The 16,674-nt window shown below is 37.7% G+C and carries 14 protein-coding genes; 3 read left to right on the forward strand and 11 right to left on the reverse strand.

Going from position 1 to position 16,674, the window contains the following annotated elements:
• Positions 1-18: 18 nt before the first annotated feature.
• From QTL86_RS17045 to QTL86_RS17060, 4 genes are all read right to left on the reverse strand, one after another.
• A complete protein-coding gene (locus QTL86_RS17045; protein ID WP_013655246.1) occupies positions 19-1,584 on the reverse strand; it encodes a glycine betaine ABC transporter substrate-binding protein in 1,566 nt (521 codons plus the stop codon).
• 1 nt (position 1,585) lies between these two features.
• The gene (locus QTL86_RS17050) at positions 1,586-2,710 is read right to left on the reverse strand and encodes an ABC transporter ATP-binding protein (RefSeq protein ID WP_410495561.1); all 1,125 of its coding nucleotides are present in this window, start codon (positions 2,708-2,710) and stop codon (positions 1,586-1,588) included.
• Between the two features lie 122 nt (positions 2,711-2,832).
• Positions 2,833-3,468 (reverse strand): TrkA C-terminal domain-containing protein, encoded by a 636-nt coding sequence (locus QTL86_RS17055; RefSeq protein WP_013655242.1) that lies wholly within the window; start codon positions 3,466-3,468, stop codon positions 2,833-2,835.
• Positions 3,469-3,810: 342 nt separating this feature from the next.
• Positions 3,811-4,533, reverse strand: a complete 723-nt coding sequence (locus QTL86_RS17060) for a DUF434 domain-containing protein (protein WP_410495562.1) — start codon at positions 4,531-4,533, stop codon at positions 3,811-3,813.
• A 221-nt stretch (positions 4,534-4,754) separates the two neighbouring features.
• On the opposite strand from QTL86_RS17060, the gene QTL86_RS17065 reads away from it, so the two are divergent.
• Positions 4,755-5,702 carry an immunoglobulin-like domain-containing protein gene (locus QTL86_RS17065; RefSeq protein ID WP_410495563.1) on the forward strand — a complete coding sequence of 316 codons (948 nt, stop codon included), beginning with the start codon at positions 4,755-4,757 and terminating at the stop codon, positions 5,700-5,702.
• 36 nt (positions 5,703-5,738) lie between these two features.
• On the opposite strand, the gene QTL86_RS17070 is transcribed toward QTL86_RS17065, so the two are convergent.
• From QTL86_RS17070 to QTL86_RS17090, 5 genes are all read right to left on the reverse strand, one after another.
• Positions 5,739-7,520, reverse strand: a complete 1,782-nt coding sequence (locus QTL86_RS17070) for a methyl-accepting chemotaxis protein (RefSeq protein ID WP_410495564.1) — start codon at positions 7,518-7,520, stop codon at positions 5,739-5,741.
• Between the two features lie 640 nt (positions 7,521-8,160).
• On the reverse strand, positions 8,161-8,376 hold the full coding sequence (locus tag QTL86_RS17075; RefSeq protein ID WP_410495565.1) for an S-layer homology domain-containing protein: 216 nt from the start codon (positions 8,374-8,376) through the stop codon (positions 8,161-8,163).
• Positions 8,377-8,386: 10 nt separating this feature from the next.
• Positions 8,387-8,941, reverse strand: coding sequence for a LemA family protein (locus QTL86_RS17080; RefSeq protein ID WP_410495566.1), 555 nt, complete (start codon positions 8,939-8,941; stop codon positions 8,387-8,389).
• 105 nt (positions 8,942-9,046) lie between these two features.
• Complete coding sequence (locus QTL86_RS17085; protein ID WP_410495567.1) at positions 9,047-9,451, reverse strand: hypothetical protein; 405 nt, start codon at positions 9,449-9,451, stop codon at positions 9,047-9,049.
• A gap of 161 nt (positions 9,452-9,612) precedes the next feature.
• Positions 9,613-10,779, reverse strand: coding sequence for a hypothetical protein (locus QTL86_RS17090; RefSeq protein ID WP_410495568.1), 1,167 nt, complete (start codon positions 10,777-10,779; stop codon positions 9,613-9,615).
• A gap of 196 nt (positions 10,780-10,975) precedes the next feature.
• On the opposite strand from QTL86_RS17090, the gene QTL86_RS17095 reads away from it, so the two are divergent.
• The gene (locus QTL86_RS17095) at positions 10,976-11,704 is read left to right on the forward strand and encodes a LytR/AlgR family response regulator transcription factor (RefSeq protein WP_410495569.1); all 729 of its coding nucleotides are present in this window, start codon (positions 10,976-10,978) and stop codon (positions 11,702-11,704) included.
• Position 11,705: 1 nt separating this feature from the next.
• Complete coding sequence (locus QTL86_RS17100) at positions 11,706-12,977, forward strand: sensor histidine kinase (protein WP_410495570.1); 1,272 nt, start codon at positions 11,706-11,708, stop codon at positions 12,975-12,977.
• A 201-nt stretch (positions 12,978-13,178) separates the two neighbouring features.
• Here the strand turns inward: QTL86_RS17100 and QTL86_RS17105 are convergent, their stop codons facing one another.
• A complete protein-coding gene (locus QTL86_RS17105) occupies positions 13,179-15,902 on the reverse strand; it encodes an MSEP-CTERM sorting domain-containing protein (RefSeq protein ID WP_410495571.1) in 2,724 nt (907 codons plus the stop codon).
• Positions 15,899-16,399: an exosortase K gene (gene xrtK, locus QTL86_RS17110; protein WP_410495572.1), complete on the reverse strand. Its 501-nt coding sequence runs from the start codon at positions 16,397-16,399 to the stop codon at positions 15,899-15,901. Before xrtK ends, QTL86_RS17105 begins: the two co-directional genes overlap by 4 nt.
• Between the last annotated feature and the right edge of the window lie 275 nt (positions 16,400-16,674).

Raw genomic sequence — 16,674 nt, forward strand, 5'->3', positions numbered from 1 at the left:
TTTTGTAACTTCTTCTATCTAATCAATAAGATTATTGTCCACTAAAAATTGTCTTGCAACTACCTCTGGTTCTATTTGCAATTCATCTACCTGATAATTCAGATTGATCATTGTTTCATTATTAAGGTAGCCACCTAATTCATCCAAAATGTCTACAATCTCTGGATAACGCTCTATAGTCTCATCACGTACAATAGGTATAGCATAATAGGGTGGGAAGAAGTCTTTATCATCTTCTAGTACAACTAGGTCAAATTTCTTTAATAAGCCATCTGTTGAAAAGGCATCAACCACATCAACTTCTTTATTCATCAAAGCTATATATCTAGGAGAGCCATCTAATCCGATGGATTCTTTAAATTTCAGATTATACCTCTTAGTTAATCCCATCATACCATCTTCTCTATTAAGAAACTCTAAGGTTGTTCCTGATACCAATTGGCCGCTATATTGGCTAAGATCACTAATCTTTTTAAGGTTATACTCATTAGCAACCTCCTTTGTTACAGCTAAAGCATAGGTATTATTAAAGTTCATCTGTTTTAAAACTTCTATATTATATAACTCTTTAAAATCTCTTTTAACCGTAGCGTATACCTCTTTCATATCACTAATAGGCGGATTGCCTAGGGTATCTCCATAAGCTGTTCCACTATATTCAATATACATATCAATAGCATTACTTGTTAGTGCACTAAAACACACTTGTGTTCCACCTAGATTAATCTTACGCTCCACCGTAATATCTGTCCTATCTTCAATTAAATCAGCTACCATATGTCCTAAGATCATTTGTTCAGTAAAATCCTTTGTGCCAATTGTAATGATTTTGTTACCCTTCTTAGGTGCTGCTATTGTACTAAATAAAAATAATATTACAAGCATCGCTGCTACTACCACACAAATCACTTTATAATATAACTTTGAAAGTCTACTCTTGGCCGCATCTACCTTTTGTAAACTAATGGGTGTTACAAGCTTTTCAACAGTTGCTACTAAGAAGTCTACTAAAAGTGCAAGTAAGCACGCTGGTATTGCACCTGCTAAAATCTGATTATTATTGACCGTTCTAATACCTGAAAATACAAGATAGCCAAGTCCACCTGCACCAATAAAGGCTGCCATTGTCATTAATCCTACTGCTGTTACAGCTGAAATTCTTACGCCTGCCATTATAACAGGAAGCGCTAATGGGATTTGTACTTTAAATAATATTTGAAGTTTTGTCAGACCAATACCTCTTGCTGACTCTATGGTTTGAGGTGGGATACTATTAATTCCCGTATAAGTATTTTTTATGATAGGTAATAAAGAATAGAGCACTACTGTCACTATGGCTGGTAATGTGCCAATGCCTAAGAAAGGAATTGCAAATCCTAAGAGTGCCATACTGGGTATAGCTTGTATAACGTTTGCAATACCTAGTATAGGTTTATTAAGTTTCTTGATATAGCAGATTAATATGCCTAATGGAACACCTATTAATATGGCAAACCCAACTGATAAAGTAGTGAGCTTGATATGTTCCACTAGTAATTCTATGATTTGACTACTACTCGATGAGATATATTCAAAAAAGTTCATCTTACTCCCCCTCCTCTATGTATTGCCTACTAAGTGTTGTTACTAAACTACTTCTTGTAATCACACCACAAAGTTTTTTATCTTGATTAATCACAGGAACGGTTGAAAGATTATTTTCATTTATCATTGTTAAAACATCAATCATGTTGTCTTCGCAATTTATTGATAAATAGTCGGTCTTCACAATGGACTCAATGCTTCTAGACTGATCCTTTATAAGTCTAAGTTGATTAGTATTAATAATCCCTTTTAAAGTTTTTATCTTTGAATCAATCACCATGAGGCTATCTACTTTTCGTGACTTCATCTTCTCTATACACCTAAAAACGGTATCCTTTTCATCACAAGTTACAGGTGTATCTAGCATGATATCTTGAGCCTTAATAAGCTCAGGTGAAGCCCAAATTCTATTTTTGCCTACAAACTCAGATACAAAATCATTTGCTGGACTTTTAAGGATATTCTCTGGTGTATCATACTGTACAATTTTACCTTTATCCATAATACAAATCTTATCTGCTATCTTAATAGCCTCATCCATATCATGGGTTACGAACACGATTGTCTTACGAAGCTTGGACTGCAACTGTACAAGCTCATCTTGCAAGCCATTTCTTGTAATAGGGTCTAATGCAGAAAAAGGCTCATCCATTAATATAATATCTGGATCTGTTGCAAATGCTCTAGCAACCCCAACTCTTTGTTGTTGCCCTCCACTGAGCTCTGTAGGATATCTATGTAAAAAGGTTTCACACTCTAAACCCACCATCTCCATTAACTCATAAGTTTTCTGAGTGATTTCTTTCGAATCCTTCCTTTCTACTCTTGGTATAATCTCAATATTCTCCTTGATAGTCATATGGGGAAATAAGCCTGTTTGTTGAATGACATAACCTATATTTCTTCTTAGCTTAATAACATCTTCCATACTAATATCTTTATTATCAATCAAGATTTTCCCCGTTGTTGGCTTTATAAGCCTATTAATCATCTTAAGCGTAGTTGTCTTCCCGCAACCACTGGCTCCGATAAGTACCACCAGCTGTCCTCTTTCAATTTCTAGTGAAATATCAGAAAGCACTTTTGTATCTTTAAACTTTTTAGTTACATTTTCAAATTTTATCATTTACATCCCCCTTTCAAAGTAACAACTTTATGATAACATGAAGTTGTTACTTTTGTCAAAAAACTTTACTTAATTCACAAAAAAAGCACACCTTGTCACAAGTGACTAAAGTGTGCTTTTTATTATATTTTATGAGGATATAAAAATATGCGAACCTTCTCTAGGGCGTCCTCATCCCCTACAAAATAATATATATCTCCATTACATAGAGTTGCATAGGGCCCAGGTGACATAAGCAGTCTATCTCCTCTTTTAATGCCTATAATCGTAGCGCTTGTGTTGTGCCAAAAGTTAATATCTGCTATTGATTGATTCAGATAAGGTGTATCTTCTGTAATCTCAAGCTCAAAAGGTACAAATGGATTGATTGCACGAAAACGATCTGTTTTATCAATCAGCTCCGATAGATGAGCATACAGTATTTCAACCTCTTTTTTTTGACGATTGATATCGTTCATGATTTCTTTTTTGAGATCATTAATGGTATGTACTTCTTGGTACTGTTTAACAAATTGTACTGCATTTTCATAAGATTTGATAACCACGCCACTGCCCTTTGTACTATCTACAATATCCAAATCAGCTAAAACACAAATGGCACGTCTTGCTGTTTCTGGTGATACGCCATACTGACTCGCTATAGAGGATCTTGCATATATTTTTTCCCCAACTTTATATTGCTGCTTCACAATTTTAAAAGCAAGATCTACTGCAATTTGCTGATATTTGGGTATATCTATCTTCACTTTTTCTTCCATCTTGGTCTCCTTTTGATTATCCTAAGCCCTACTCCATCTATTTAAGATTTATATTTAGGTATAATCGTTCTATCGTTAAATGATAAAAATAATAATTAAACGACAAAAATAGTATACCTAACTTAATAGTACATGGCAACACTAACCATGACACGCTATATAGCCTCATGCAATAAATGCCTATATTTCTAAACATGTAAAAAGCTGTTGCAGTAATAATCTTCCAATCACTACCACAACAGCTTTATCCTAATCACTTTTAATGATTATGCTTTTGTAACGTTTTCTACTTGAGTGGCACGAGGACCTTTTGTAATATCGAAAGTAATTCTTCCCTTATCTCTAGTTACAAAAGTCTATGCACCAACTACTTGGTATCTTCTCTTCAATAATGGACGCATTGAGATTGATCCAGCTTTCACACTTATTTAAAATAATAGCATCACTACTCACAACTCCTTTTAACCCTGAAAGCACTGCATCTACTTCATTAATCACTTCTACCCTTACTTCTAGCGGATATGCCTCACTCATTTCTAAAATCAGCTGCTTAAGTCTCCCCGAATTAGATACTGGCGCATCTAAGAAAATATGAGCTTTCTTAATCCCTTTCTCCTCCAATGTCTCCAATAAATACTGAATGGCTATCCTAGTTTTATCAATAAGTCTATAGGTTCCCCTTAAGCCTGCTAAATCTCTAATGGTCCCATCCATCCCCTTTACTAAAAGCGACCCTGACAAAGCTACTTCTAAGGTAATAATGGTGTTAAAGCCATCTATATTCACTTCTTCTATAGGACTCTGGCATTCCTTCATCTTTCTTATCTCTAAATCTACCTGCGAGGATATAGCTCTCACAAGAGCTAAACGCTGCCTTTCACTCAGCATATAATGATTGCCTATAAAAGTAGAAGCTCCCTTAATCTTATAATTTCTATTTAGCAAGTAATATAAATCTTCCCCCGCATTATTTAATATTTGAAGTGCTGCTTCATTAAACTCTTTGCTATCACTTGGTACATAGCCTCGTCTTACTACTTCACCCATGTTACAGCCTCTTTTCATCTTTGATTGACTCCTTCTAAGGCATTGACGTCACTTTCATTGTCTTAACATCTACATCATACCCTACAACAGTTGCCATATGTCCATCCTCTTTAATACCTTACTTTATTTCGGCTTATTTTCTCTTTTATATTTACATAGGTATTGCTGTTCTATGTATGTTATAATATTTTTATAATTTTCTGAATAAAACTATTATAACACTCGAAAGGATGTATGCTATGCATCATTTATTAAAATTTTCTTTATTAATAGCTTGTTGTCTCTTTGCTACAGCTTGTGAAAGAGACTATAATGATGATACTTATTACGAAACTGCACCTTATATAGATCCAGAGAAGGAGTCTTGGAAAGCCCTTAACGACTATACTGGGGAATTTGCTGATGGTTCTAAACTAGCTGTGGGCTATAGTGAATTAGAAGGTACTAATGATGAATATCCCGTGGGGACAGGTCTTATACGTGCTGACTTTATGGTGGTGGATACAGAAAATAACTATATTTCTGGCTTTCAGTGTCACTTAGAAAAATTAATTAATAATGAATGGTATGTAGTAGAGCCCTTGGGGCCTCTTGTACAAGCTAACAATGGCTTTGGTGAATTTTATAAAGAGACTCAGACTGGCAGAGAATCTATTAATCTAGACCTAGCTTGGTATCCCCTTCAAGAAGCAGGTACTTATCGCATTGTTAAACCTTTCTTTAACCGTGCTACAAAAGAAGCTTATGAAACCTACTATGAGTTTAAACTAGTAGACAAAGAACCTAGTAGGCAGCCTATTAAAGGGGAACTTACCTTAGAAAAAAATACATATGAACCTGACCCTATCTTAACTATTAAATACTTCTACGAAGATCCTTTTGGTGTAAGTAATGTTTTTGATATCGAATATAATGACAATGGCAACTGGGTTTCAACCTTTAATGGTGACATAGAAGCCAATTCTACTCGTCATCCTTACACTCTCTATCTAAAGGATACCATGAATCTAAATACCCTTCGCTATAATCTCATCAAAGAGGGAAACTATCGTATTAGATTCTCAGTATGCCTTCTCAATCTTGATAATGACTCCGGTCTTATGACAGATTATTTTGAAACATGGTATGTCCCTTTTACTATAAAAGAAAAGCGGCAACCCCTACCTACTAGGTTACCGCGTCCTTAGCTATTCCTATTAATGCTTCGACTTTAAGCAGCTCAATTACACTGTAAATTTAGAAATTTCTTCTTGTAGTACCAGACTACTTTTCATAGAATCTTGAACACCTGCAACTACTTCACTAGATGTAGTCATAATATTGGTATTCTTCTCAGCTATATTCGTTGTACCCATTGCACCTTCTGTAGCTGCTTTTGCTACTTCATCAATAGCCAACATAATGTTGTCAATAGAAGCTAATAGCTCCTCTGCTGTAGAGCTGAAATCAGTTACTAGATCATCTACATAATTAGCATCTGCACTATAAGTATCTGCTACCTCTAGGAATGTTTCATAGTCCTTAGAAACATCTGTACCTACATATTCTAGTAATTCTTTTGAGTTGTTAGCTAGATTATTAACCGCATTCATTACCTGCTCCGTAATCTCTTGAATCTGAATAACCGTACTTTTAGACTGATTCGCTAGATTAGTAATCTCAGAAGCTACTACAGAGAATCCTTTTCCTGCTTCACCTGCTCTAGCTGCTTCTATAGATGCATTAAGCGCTAAAAGGTTCGTCTGTGCGGTAATATTCATAATAGAATCCGAAAGTGTTTGAATCTGTTCCACAACTTGCGCATTCTTTAACGCCTCATTAAGCTTGTCTCGTATTTCATGATGAATCATTGCAGATTTTTCTTTTGCTTTTTGTGTTTCTAGCTTAATAGTTGCTGCACGTTCACTAATTTTTTCTGCTTGTTCAGCACCTTCCTGCGATTTTTCGGAAATACTCTTAACTGCATGCTGAATCTCACGAGAGGTAGCGGCCATTTCTTCTGAGGAAGCTGCTGTTTCTTCCATTCCTGCTGCTAATTCCTCAGTAGTAGAAGCAATCTCTTCTATCTCACCATTAAGTACGACTACCTTTTTATTCACCTCTTGAACTACTTCTCCTATACCTATGGCTTCACCTTTAACTCTACCAACGAGTAATTTTATTGCATTTCTCATTTCTTCCATAGCCGCAGCTAATTCTCCAAAATCATCTTTACGTTCTAAAAAACGCTGAGGTAATTCAGTTGTAAAATCACCCTTGCCCCATTTACCCAGTTGTTCTTTAGTAATTTTTAATACTTTTAAAATACCTGTAGTGATACTCATAGTAATACTACCCACAAGGATGATCATAAGGAGTGCACCCGCAAATAGCATATTTCTTGTTTGCCTCTCCTTATTATGGATTTGATCAGCATACTTTTGAACTAACTGGTCAATGTCATCAGTGTAATCACCTGTTCCTACTACCCAGTTAAAAGGTTCAAATGAAATGCTATAAGAACGTTTTGGACTCGGCTCAGTCTCTCCTTCTCTAGGAAAATGATAATTCACATAACCACCATACTCACCTAGTCCTGCATTAATGATGGCTTTCATATACTCAAAACCATTAACATCCTTTGCATCATAACGATTGGTACCCTCAGTATCAGATCCGAGTAACACGACATTCACACCTTCAACAGTATCAATCCAGAAATACCCACCATTACCATATCTCATGTCTCTAACTAAATCTGCTCCTAAAGTCTTAGCTTCTTCTAAGGTATATTCTCCTGCCTCATATTGCTTATAAATATGATCTAATAAAGTCACTACTCCTGTAACTTGCTTTTGAATATTATCATCATACTTTTCTCTAATGGATTTCTCTAATACATCTAAGGAAACCCTATTACTTATATGTAACTCTAAAAGTGAGTAGCCTGCTGTCAAAATAATCGTAATTAATACTAAAACATTCAAGATAATCATTTTAGTTTTTACTTTAATATTCTTTATCATCACCTTTTCCTCCATTTCCGCTACAGTTAGTAATTATTATCCGGTAAATTATACTATTATTTGCTAGTCTTTTCAATGTAATATTTACAATATTTGCAACCATCAATTAATTTCACAATAAAAGACATAGCCACTATATGAGACCACTTTCCTCCTATAATAACTATGCCTCTTATTATTTCATCCATTATCTAGAGCATCCACTATGTTTTTGGAAATAACCTAAACTTGCTAGTAGCACCATGGCACATAAAACTAGGGACGGTTCTGCCATAGTAGAAAAAGTATCACCTTCCAAATGCTTTTTGCCAGATAAGTATTCTTCTTGTAACCTAATTAACTCTTAAGTTTGAGTACAATCTGACGGTCGTGGTAGCTAATAGTTTGCTGCTTGATACCAGTTTCTCTCTCCAGCTCCATATGCATTTTCCTTGAAAATATAGGGCAAGGAGTGTAGTTCACGGCACTTTGGCAAAATGCTATAAATGCTGACTTTTTTATTTTGCAAGATTAAATTGTAGAGTTCATCATCCAGTCCTGCGCTGTGTCACTGGAAATTGCTAGCTCTACAAAGCAACGCAATGCCGCGGCTACCTCAGCTCCTATGGCTGTACCCTGCTGGTCGAAGAGATTGCCTTTTTTACCTCTGATTATGCCTGCCATCTGTATCTGCTTCACAGTTTCCTCTTGTCATGGCGGTGTTCGGGCTGAAGATAGTGTTGGAAGTGCCGCTGAATAATCCACGGCTTACCACAAACTCAATATCTTCCTTTGCCCAATGGCCTACAATGTCCGTAAATGCCGTATTGGACTGTTTATAGCCGATGCCGTAGGTGGAAAGTTCACTTTTTTGCACATAGAGTACCTCATTTCATGCTGAGCATATCCACCTTATCAGCCTGTTCCACGAGATACTCTCTTTGCTGAAAGCCTAGCATTCCGGCAATGATGGAAACTGGGAACATTCGGATTTCACGGCTCAGCTTGGTTACACTGTCGTTGTAGATCAGGCAGCTGGTGCGCACCATATTTTCAAAGGTCTGCACCGCATCCATGGTTTTGATATAGGCCTGATTTGCCTTTAGCTCTGGATATTGCTCCTTTACCATGGCAATCCTGCCCAAGGCTTCGGAAATAATCCCTTCCTGATGCATCACATCATCTGGTGTTGATTTTGCCATAATGATGATTCTTCTTGATTTGATTGTCTCAATCAGTGTTTCACTTTCGTGCTTGGCATAGCCCTTTGTCAAATCCAAAAGAGCCATCAGGGCGTCAAAGCGTCCTGAAAGTTGCACCCCTATCTGGTTCATGGCATTGTTGATATTCTCATCCAACACCACCAGTCTGCGCTGGATGGAGATAATCCATAAAACAATGGCTACAATAATTACGGCAATTGTGATGGAAGTTGGTAGCATAATAAATCCTCCTTTTTTATTTTTTTAATGGGCAGACAGACCACGATTTTGTCTGTCTGCCCATTTTGTAATTTGTGTGCATGATTATCTTAAAATCAGGAAATCTTAATCTTCGATTTCATCTAACGCGTCACTGGCTTCAGCGATGAATGTGCGGCCTACATCAATGGCTACCGTCAGGGCACCCATAACCTCAGGTGTGAGCGTTTCCGGACTGGCAAAGTATTCATCCGCCTTGATAATTTCATTGGAAAGGTCATTCATAGCAGTGACAAGTTCCTCATTGCTTAAAAGCTCCGGACTTGCATTTACCTTGTCAGCGACTTCATCAAATTCTTCGGCCATGCTTATAAATTCCTGGGCAAGGGCTTGCTGCTCTGCTGTAAATTCCTTTTCCTCGACTTGTGTGGTTTCGGAAGTAGCCCCTGCAGGCGTGATATTGTCTCCTTTGCAAGCTACAAGGCCAAGTGTCATTGTAAGTATCATTATAAGTACCAGTAATTTTTTCATTTCTAAATCCTCCGTTTTCTATTGAGTTATATAGGACAAATTCCCTTGGGTTCACTTTATCAAAAATCTGCTCTTAAAAATTATCCACTACATGAAACATGATTTTTTTAACATGAAATATAATTGGGATATGAACAGGCTTTACGCTGTTCTGATAGTCACTATGACGCTGACCCTCCATGGGTCTCGCCAGGCTGAATAACCGCTTGGGTGGTGGTATCTGTAGGCGTAGGTTGCACAACCGGATTGGGAATCCAACCAGACGTCTTCGGAATATCATCGCCACTCAATTCCCAAAAAATGACTTCAGAACGACCATAAGCTCCCTTCTGTTTAAACACAGTGATTGGATCTCCTAAAGTATAATCTACTGTGTAGGCTCTGAGTATCAATCCCGTGTCAGATGCCGAACGTAGGCTGTACTTGCGGTGGCTACTTGCTACACCGAGACTTTCAGAGTAGGTGTTCCAAAGAAATGGGCTTTTCACGGCTTCTACCTTCCATCCATAATCGGAAACGGCATCAGCACCCACTCCCAAATACCTTCCGTCAGCAAGTCTCAGCGTTATTTGATTGTTTCCCTTATTTTCTACATAAAATGCTCTAGTCCAAGGCGTTGCACAGCTCCAACTGTTAAGCTCCACTAGATTAGCTCTTATGACATCAATAACATTGTACGCTGCGTGAACGTCAAAACGAAGACTGTACCAACCGTCAGCGGGTGTTTGTGGGGTACCGGGAGCTATGGCTCCGACAGGGGCATCCGTGGGGATAAATCTGAACTCGCTATGTTCGGGCCCATCAGGGACGGGGGCACTCGGACAAACCCATTTATCTATATGTTTCCATAAAATAATAGCGGTTCCGTCCGCTTTTTGCTGACCAGAGGCATTTAATATCATATCTTTATTCGCCATTGGGCGAAGGCTACAAATATCCTTACTGGGTTTCTTTTCACCGCAGAGCTGCCAACTTAGCAAGTGCTTATTATTAGCACCACGCACCAATGCCTTTATTCGTGTTCCGTTGGATGTTTTTTCCACACCCAAATACCTTCCGTCCATGGTCTCCAAAGCATAGGCATCGCCAAGACCGCCGTTTCCTAGGTATTGCAGACGAAACTTTGCATTTCCTCCTGGGGTGTTGGTTTTGTTGCGCAATTCTGCATTGCCATTGGCATCAAGATTGAGATAGTTGCCCATACACCGAAGATAGTACCAGCCATCTTTTGGTGTGGGATTATAGGAATGGGCCGCAAACGCCTTCACCGGTAGCAAGGTCAGCACCATGCACAGGGTGAGTAAGATGCTCATAACTCGTTTTTTCATAATGTTGTTCCTCCTTTAGAAATTTTTCTTCCAATTCAAATTTTGTTTATATCTTCAAGCTATCAGAAATTCCCGTGAAAAACCGCCTGCTATATGAAACATGATTTTTTTGACACGAATCATAGTTTTGACAATTCAGTTTTTATGGTAAAATTAACTTGGAGAGATAGAATCCTAGGAAAAAGGAGGAATGCTTATGTTTCAGATTGCAGTCTGTGATGACAATATTGATGAGTTATCTAATATGGTACAGCTCATCAACCTATATAGAACCTCAAAAAATTTTAGCTGTGAATATGCCGTCTTTCCAAACGGATTGGATCTGGTTTCGGCCTTGGAAAAAGGAAAGCAGTTTGACCTATACTGTCTGGATATTATTATGCCAGGGTTTACAGGCATTGATGTCGCAAAGGAAATCCGCATGTTTAACAAAACCGCGCCGATTTTATTCTTTACCTCCTCGTCTGAATTTGCCCTAGAAAGCTACTGCGTGAAAGCCATTAACTACATCTTAAAGCCAATCTCAAAAGAAAAACTGTTCTTTACCTTTGACCAGCTGCTGGAGCAGATCAAATTGGAAAAAGATGAGGATGCGGTTATCGTAAAGAGTAATGAAGGCATTCAAAAAATAGTGATCTCCAATTTGGCTTTTGCTGAGGTCATCGGTAGAAATGTGCTTTATCATCTGCGCTCCGGCAAGGTTATCGAATGTACAGAAGCCTTTTCTGCTGTCTGCGATAATCTGATGAAATATGGGTGTTTTATTAAGCCCCACCGTTCCTTCCTTGTAAATATGCAGTATGTGGATATTATCAAAAACCACGAGATAATCTTGCAGACCCTTTCCTCTATCCCTATTGCACAGGGCAAAGCAAAGGAGATGAAGCAGCAATATCTGAGTTATCAAATGGAGGGGGGAACTTAAAATGGCAGTGACAATACTAGGACTCTTACGATTTGGCGTTTCTCTGGTCTTTGGCATAGTGGTGTCAGCTCTCTTTGCAGGAATAGAACCTACAAGGAAAAACAGGCTTGTCATCAGCTTACTTTGTATCATTTTTCTTTTCGTTCAAACCACCAGCTGGTGGCTTTTAGGCCTAGGTTTGACATCAAAGCTGTATCCGCTGATTATCCACCTACCGTTAATAGTAATCTTCTCCTTATACTATAGACATCCGTGGCTCATCTCCGCCGTCAGCGTGCTTTCCGGTTATCTTTGCTGTCAAGCACCGCGCTGGTTCGGTTTCCTTGCAGGAGCCGCTTTAGATAGTAGCCTTGCAGACCACATTTTTTATATTGCATCCGTGTTTTTGGCTTATTATTGCTTCAAAAAATATGTGGCTGGATCTGTCCGGAAGTTAATGGAAAAGTCATATAAGTCTTGTTTATTATTAGGTGGCGTACCACTTTTTTATTATCTGTTTGACTATATTACCGCTGTCTATACGGATATACTTTACAGCGGTGTAGAATGGGCGGTGCAGTTCATGCCCTCAACAGTATCTGTTTTCTATTTTATATTTGTTATCCTTTACTACACTGAGACACAAAAACAAGCAAGCCTCCAAAGAGAAAAGGATATGCTGGATACACAGTTTAGACTGGCGCAGACAGAGTTTGCTTCTCTGTGGCAGTTACAGCAGAATGCCGCATCCTATCGCCATGATATGCGCCACCATTTTGCACTTTTACAGGGACTGGCCTCCACAGGACACATAGAGGAAATCAAAGAGTATCTGAGAGTTGCTCAGTCCGACATAGATGCTATCACACCTATGCGATTTTGTGAAAATGAAACCGTTAATCTGATTCTGTCTGCTTTTGCCACCAAGGCAAAACAAGTAGAAATTCAGTTGACGATAGATGCAAAACTGCCTGACTCGCTTCCCTTTAGTGACACCGAGCTTTGTTCCCTCTTGTCAAACGCTTTGGAAAATGCCATACACGCCACAAAAAGTATAAATGATGGCAATAAACGCTATATTACGCTGCGAGTATATTCCAAGAATAACAAACTGTGCATTGACATTCGCAACCGTTATCAGTCAGAGCCCCTATTCCAGCAAGGGTTTCCAGTATCAAAAGAACAGGGACATGGCTTTGGCACAAAAAGTATGGCTCATATCGTAGAAAAGCATGGTGGTGTATTTCAGTTTTCAGTTAAGGATGGCTGGTTTATATTTCAGGCAACTGCATAAAATCAGCCGATTACTTCTTATTTTTCTACTCCAACTTTTTTAGTTGTTTTTCTCTTGTCGCCTGTCTTGTTGCTGAACAATTAGCTATTTCTTTGCTACTTAAACAGCCTATTAATGGTACTAGTAGTAAGGCTACCATTATCCTACTAATCACCCTATATTTATTGACCTCTTTACTATCAGTTGGTACATAGCCACGTCTTACCTAGAGCATCCTCTATGTTTTAGGCAATAACCTAAACTTGCTAGTAGCACCATGGCACATAAAACTAGGGACGGTTCTGCCATAGTAGAAAAAGCACCACTTTCCAAATGCTTCTTGCCAGATAAGTATTCCTCTTGTAGCCTCATTAACTCTTCTTCTTGCTCATTTGTTTCTACCACGATAAAAGCTGTTTGCTGAGTTAAAAGCCTAGTAGTGAAACTCCCTTTAACGACCTGCAATAACTCTTCTTGACTTAGACTTTCTTCATGATGGCTCATGGCTTCTAGTAAACACCCGTCTTTATAGGTATTTTGAGTAGACTGAAAAGTCTTTAATGGGCTTGTGTAAATGAATTGCTTTCGCCCCGTATTTAATACTGCTTGGTCTTCATAGCTTCTCACATCTGCTAGAAGCGGTGTGCTAGTCATTTCTGTATAAACTCTAGCCCCTTTATAAAGCACATGAGGCCTTAAACTCAAATCCTCATTTAACTCATAGTAGTAGCTACTTTGAGGATATTTTTGTGCTAGACCTCCTAGCTGATAAAGCCCTAATGCCTTTGAAAAGTCTGAAGTTACGGCTATTACTACAGGGTAATAACCTGCTTTTTCTTCTCTTAAAATCTGTTGAAGGGCACCATTAAAATTGTAGCCTCCATCACCAAACTGAGCCGCTGCTATATTCTCTATACCTTTGCTTAAAATACCTTCTTCAACCACCCATACCTCTGTTTCCTGCAAGCCTTGTTCTTCTATATAGCTTTGTGCTCTTTGAACTAATGTTTTTCTATCAGAATCCTTTGACCCATCTATTAAAAAGTAATAGCGTGGTACTAAATTATCTGCTTGAGGCAATGTCTTAATATAATCACCTGATAAAATAGTAAGCCCTTCTGTTTTTATAACCGAATAGTCTTCTTTTATAGGTTCAGAGGTACCTTTAAGTTCAAGCTGGTAATCACCTATAGCAAGAGTAGCCGCTCCTGTATGGATGACTTCAAAGCCTGTTTGCCTGATTTCTTCACTACTAAAAGGAAATACTCTTAATTCAAGAGTCTCATCATTAAAATATTTTAATATCCCTGGGTCAAGACTTCGGCTTACAATACTTTGATATAAGCTGGTAGCTGCTCTTTCATCTGCTAATATGCCTTTCTTTTTCTCTTCTCCCACCACTAAGTAGTAATCACTGACGTAAGCATTGTCTGGCATACTAATGGTAGTCGCATACTCACGTTGGTCATCCATAGAAATATTTTCTAAGGTCAAATCAATCCAAGAGCGATAAATGTCTTGCTTTTCATCATAAGTAGTGGAAACAGCTACATCCTTTAGCTTAATTTCTGAGTCCCCTACAGGAAGGGTATCTTCTTCTTCATTAACCAAGCCTTCTTCTTCCCCTAGGAAAAGTGCCTTCATTTTATTAAGGGTATTCTCATCAATATGATTTTCCTTTGTAAGACCTTGAAGGTAAAGATAGGATAAAATAGGTGTTGTACTTCCATCTACAACGTTTTCCCATCCCTCTACACTAATAGCATTTTCTAATATATCCAAACTTCCTGCTAGCCGCTCTTTATGGACAGTAGCTTCCATTTCTTCTCCACTTATATAGCGAATGGCTGTATTGAAATTTTCACGATCTAGTCCTATTTTTCCTACAAAAAGTAGTGGCAAAGTAAGTAGACCTGCTATGAGAAGAGCTATGCTACTTCTCTTATGCCCTGTGCCAAATAAGCTTTTTGCTTCTCTTGCTATATAGCATACTTCCCATAAACTCGCCAAGGTTGGAATAAAGGCAAATAATCCTAGTCCATAAACTATAATTCCAATAAACCCAATCGGCATAAGTGGAATGAAGCTCACAAAGAAGTATAAAATGAAAGTACAGCCCACGCACTTGATATAAAATAATATTTTCCTTAATACCAAAGATTGAGGGGGAATAACCATAAAAGCTAAGCCATTAATAAGGGGCATCAACCAGAAAATAGGGTGACTAAAATTGCCAACAATGCTCCCATTATTAAACATCCCTATATTATTAACGGCTAGCCCTAGATAAGGTAGCACAATAAGTACTAAAAAGGTACACACCCAATACTGTATTTTTACTTTTCTTGATTCCATCTCCCTTGGGAAGAAATAAACGCCCCTATCTCTTTTTAAAATAAATAAGACTTGAAGAATGAGTAAAAGTAAACTGTAGAATCCCCCAATCACAAATATAATTGCTAATAGTTCACCACCTATTTGGTTAGCAATACTTACCCCAATATATATAAAAAAGGGCAATCCTACTATAGCTTCAATATATTTACCCAGCTGACGCTCCCTTTTAATAGAATAAGAAAAAGCTATGCAGCTTATTAGATTAATAATGGCTACCACGGCTATATTTATACATGCAGCAGTAAAGACTTGATTATCTCCAACAGTTGACGCACCCCAACCCATCAACACCCCCATCATGCCCATCCCCAATACTAGACTCAGGCCCATTAATATTACAAATTCTATTTTACTTAATTCCTCTTCTTTCCTCCTCATATATCCCCACAGTGCTATACCACCTGAAATAGACATTAATACAATTCCTGTAGTAGTAAAGGTAGTTCCACCCTCCAAGTTCTTCACACCCATAAGCCAATAAAGGCCCAGTAATAAAATCGGTATTGCAATCCCTAAACATACTGATAGTGGTTTAAATAACCGTTTCATTTCATCCCCCTCTTTCTTAAATACCATTCGCCTATACCATTGACTACAATAAGTCCCCCTAAATAAAGCACAATGCCTATGGTCCCATGAATCAGTCCAAAAAAATGATTTCCTACAAAAGGTACAGAAGCTAAAATACGCACACTCCCCACTATATACCCTATTCCTATAGCCAGTACTACTCCCATGCCAAGCCATTTGCCTTGACTTATCACATGAGCTTTAAATCTAAAAAATAAAAGGACAAATACCATAGCCATAAATGTATTTCCTAAACATTCCTTGTTAATAGCAAAAGTAGCTGTATTGCATACGTAACCATATGTACTGTCATAAACAAAATAAACATTATAAAAAAGCTTACATAGCCCTACATAAGGAAGAAGTAAAACTTTTACTATTCCTTTTGGTAAAAAATGATCCCCTCCTAACAAAAGCAAAGTGAATATAATCCCTAACACTTCTAATATCCTCTTTTTAATCTGTGCATTAATCATAGCTCCCCTTCGTTTTTTCTCTAGCTTTTAAGCTATTTAGTGATTTTGCTTTTTCTATTTTACTAGCCCTACTCCTTTATATTTTGTTTGATTATTTAGAATTTATTTTACCACCTCTTATTCTGTTTTTCAATATTTTTTTATCGTTTATCAATATATACATATTGATTATGTCTTCTCCGTTCCTCATTATTTTTTTGCGACCTTTACTTCAACTTCTACAATCTGAAGTTTTTGCTTTAATATAAAAATGCAAATTATCTAACAAAAAAACT

It is taken from the genome of Cellulosilyticum sp. ST5, from assembly GCF_046529625.1.
GTDB classification, from domain to species: domain Bacteria; phylum Bacillota; class Clostridia; order Lachnospirales; family Cellulosilyticaceae; genus Cellulosilyticum; species Cellulosilyticum lentocellum.

Excerpts from the sequence above, each read along its gene's own strand:
- QTL86_RS17045 (WP_013655246.1), bottom strand. The coding sequence starts at position 1,584 with ATGAACTTTTTTGAATATATCTCATCGAGTAGTAGTCAAATCATAGAA.
- QTL86_RS17050 (WP_410495561.1), bottom strand. The coding sequence starts at position 2,710 with ATGATAAAATTTGAAAATGTAACTAAAAAGTTTAAAGATACAAAAGTG.
- QTL86_RS17055 (WP_013655242.1), bottom strand. The coding sequence starts at position 3,468 with ATGGAAGAAAAAGTGAAGATAGATATACCCAAATATCAGCAAATTGCA.
- QTL86_RS17060 (WP_410495562.1), bottom strand. The coding sequence starts at position 4,533 with ATGAAAAGAGGCTGTAACATGGGTGAAGTAGTAAGACGAGGCTATGTA.
- QTL86_RS17065 (WP_410495563.1), top strand. The coding sequence starts at position 4,755 with ATGCATCATTTATTAAAATTTTCTTTATTAATAGCTTGTTGTCTCTTT.
- QTL86_RS17070 (WP_410495564.1), bottom strand. The coding sequence starts at position 7,520 with ATGATAAAGAATATTAAAGTAAAAACTAAAATGATTATCTTGAATGTT.
- QTL86_RS17080 (WP_410495566.1), bottom strand. The coding sequence starts at position 8,941 with ATGCTACCAACTTCCATCACAATTGCCGTAATTATTGTAGCCATTGTT.
- QTL86_RS17085 (WP_410495567.1), bottom strand. The coding sequence starts at position 9,451 with ATGAAAAAATTACTGGTACTTATAATGATACTTACAATGACACTTGGC.
- QTL86_RS17090 (WP_410495568.1), bottom strand. The coding sequence starts at position 10,779 with ATGAAAAAACGAGTTATGAGCATCTTACTCACCCTGTGCATGGTGCTG.
- QTL86_RS17095 (WP_410495569.1), top strand. The coding sequence starts at position 10,976 with ATGTTTCAGATTGCAGTCTGTGATGACAATATTGATGAGTTATCTAAT.
- QTL86_RS17100 (WP_410495570.1), top strand. The coding sequence starts at position 11,706 with ATGGCAGTGACAATACTAGGACTCTTACGATTTGGCGTTTCTCTGGTC.
- QTL86_RS17105 (WP_410495571.1), bottom strand. The coding sequence starts at position 15,902 with ATGAAACGGTTATTTAAACCACTATCAGTATGTTTAGGGATTGCAATA.
- xrtK (WP_410495572.1), bottom strand. The coding sequence starts at position 16,399 with ATGATTAATGCACAGATTAAAAAGAGGATATTAGAAGTGTTAGGGATT.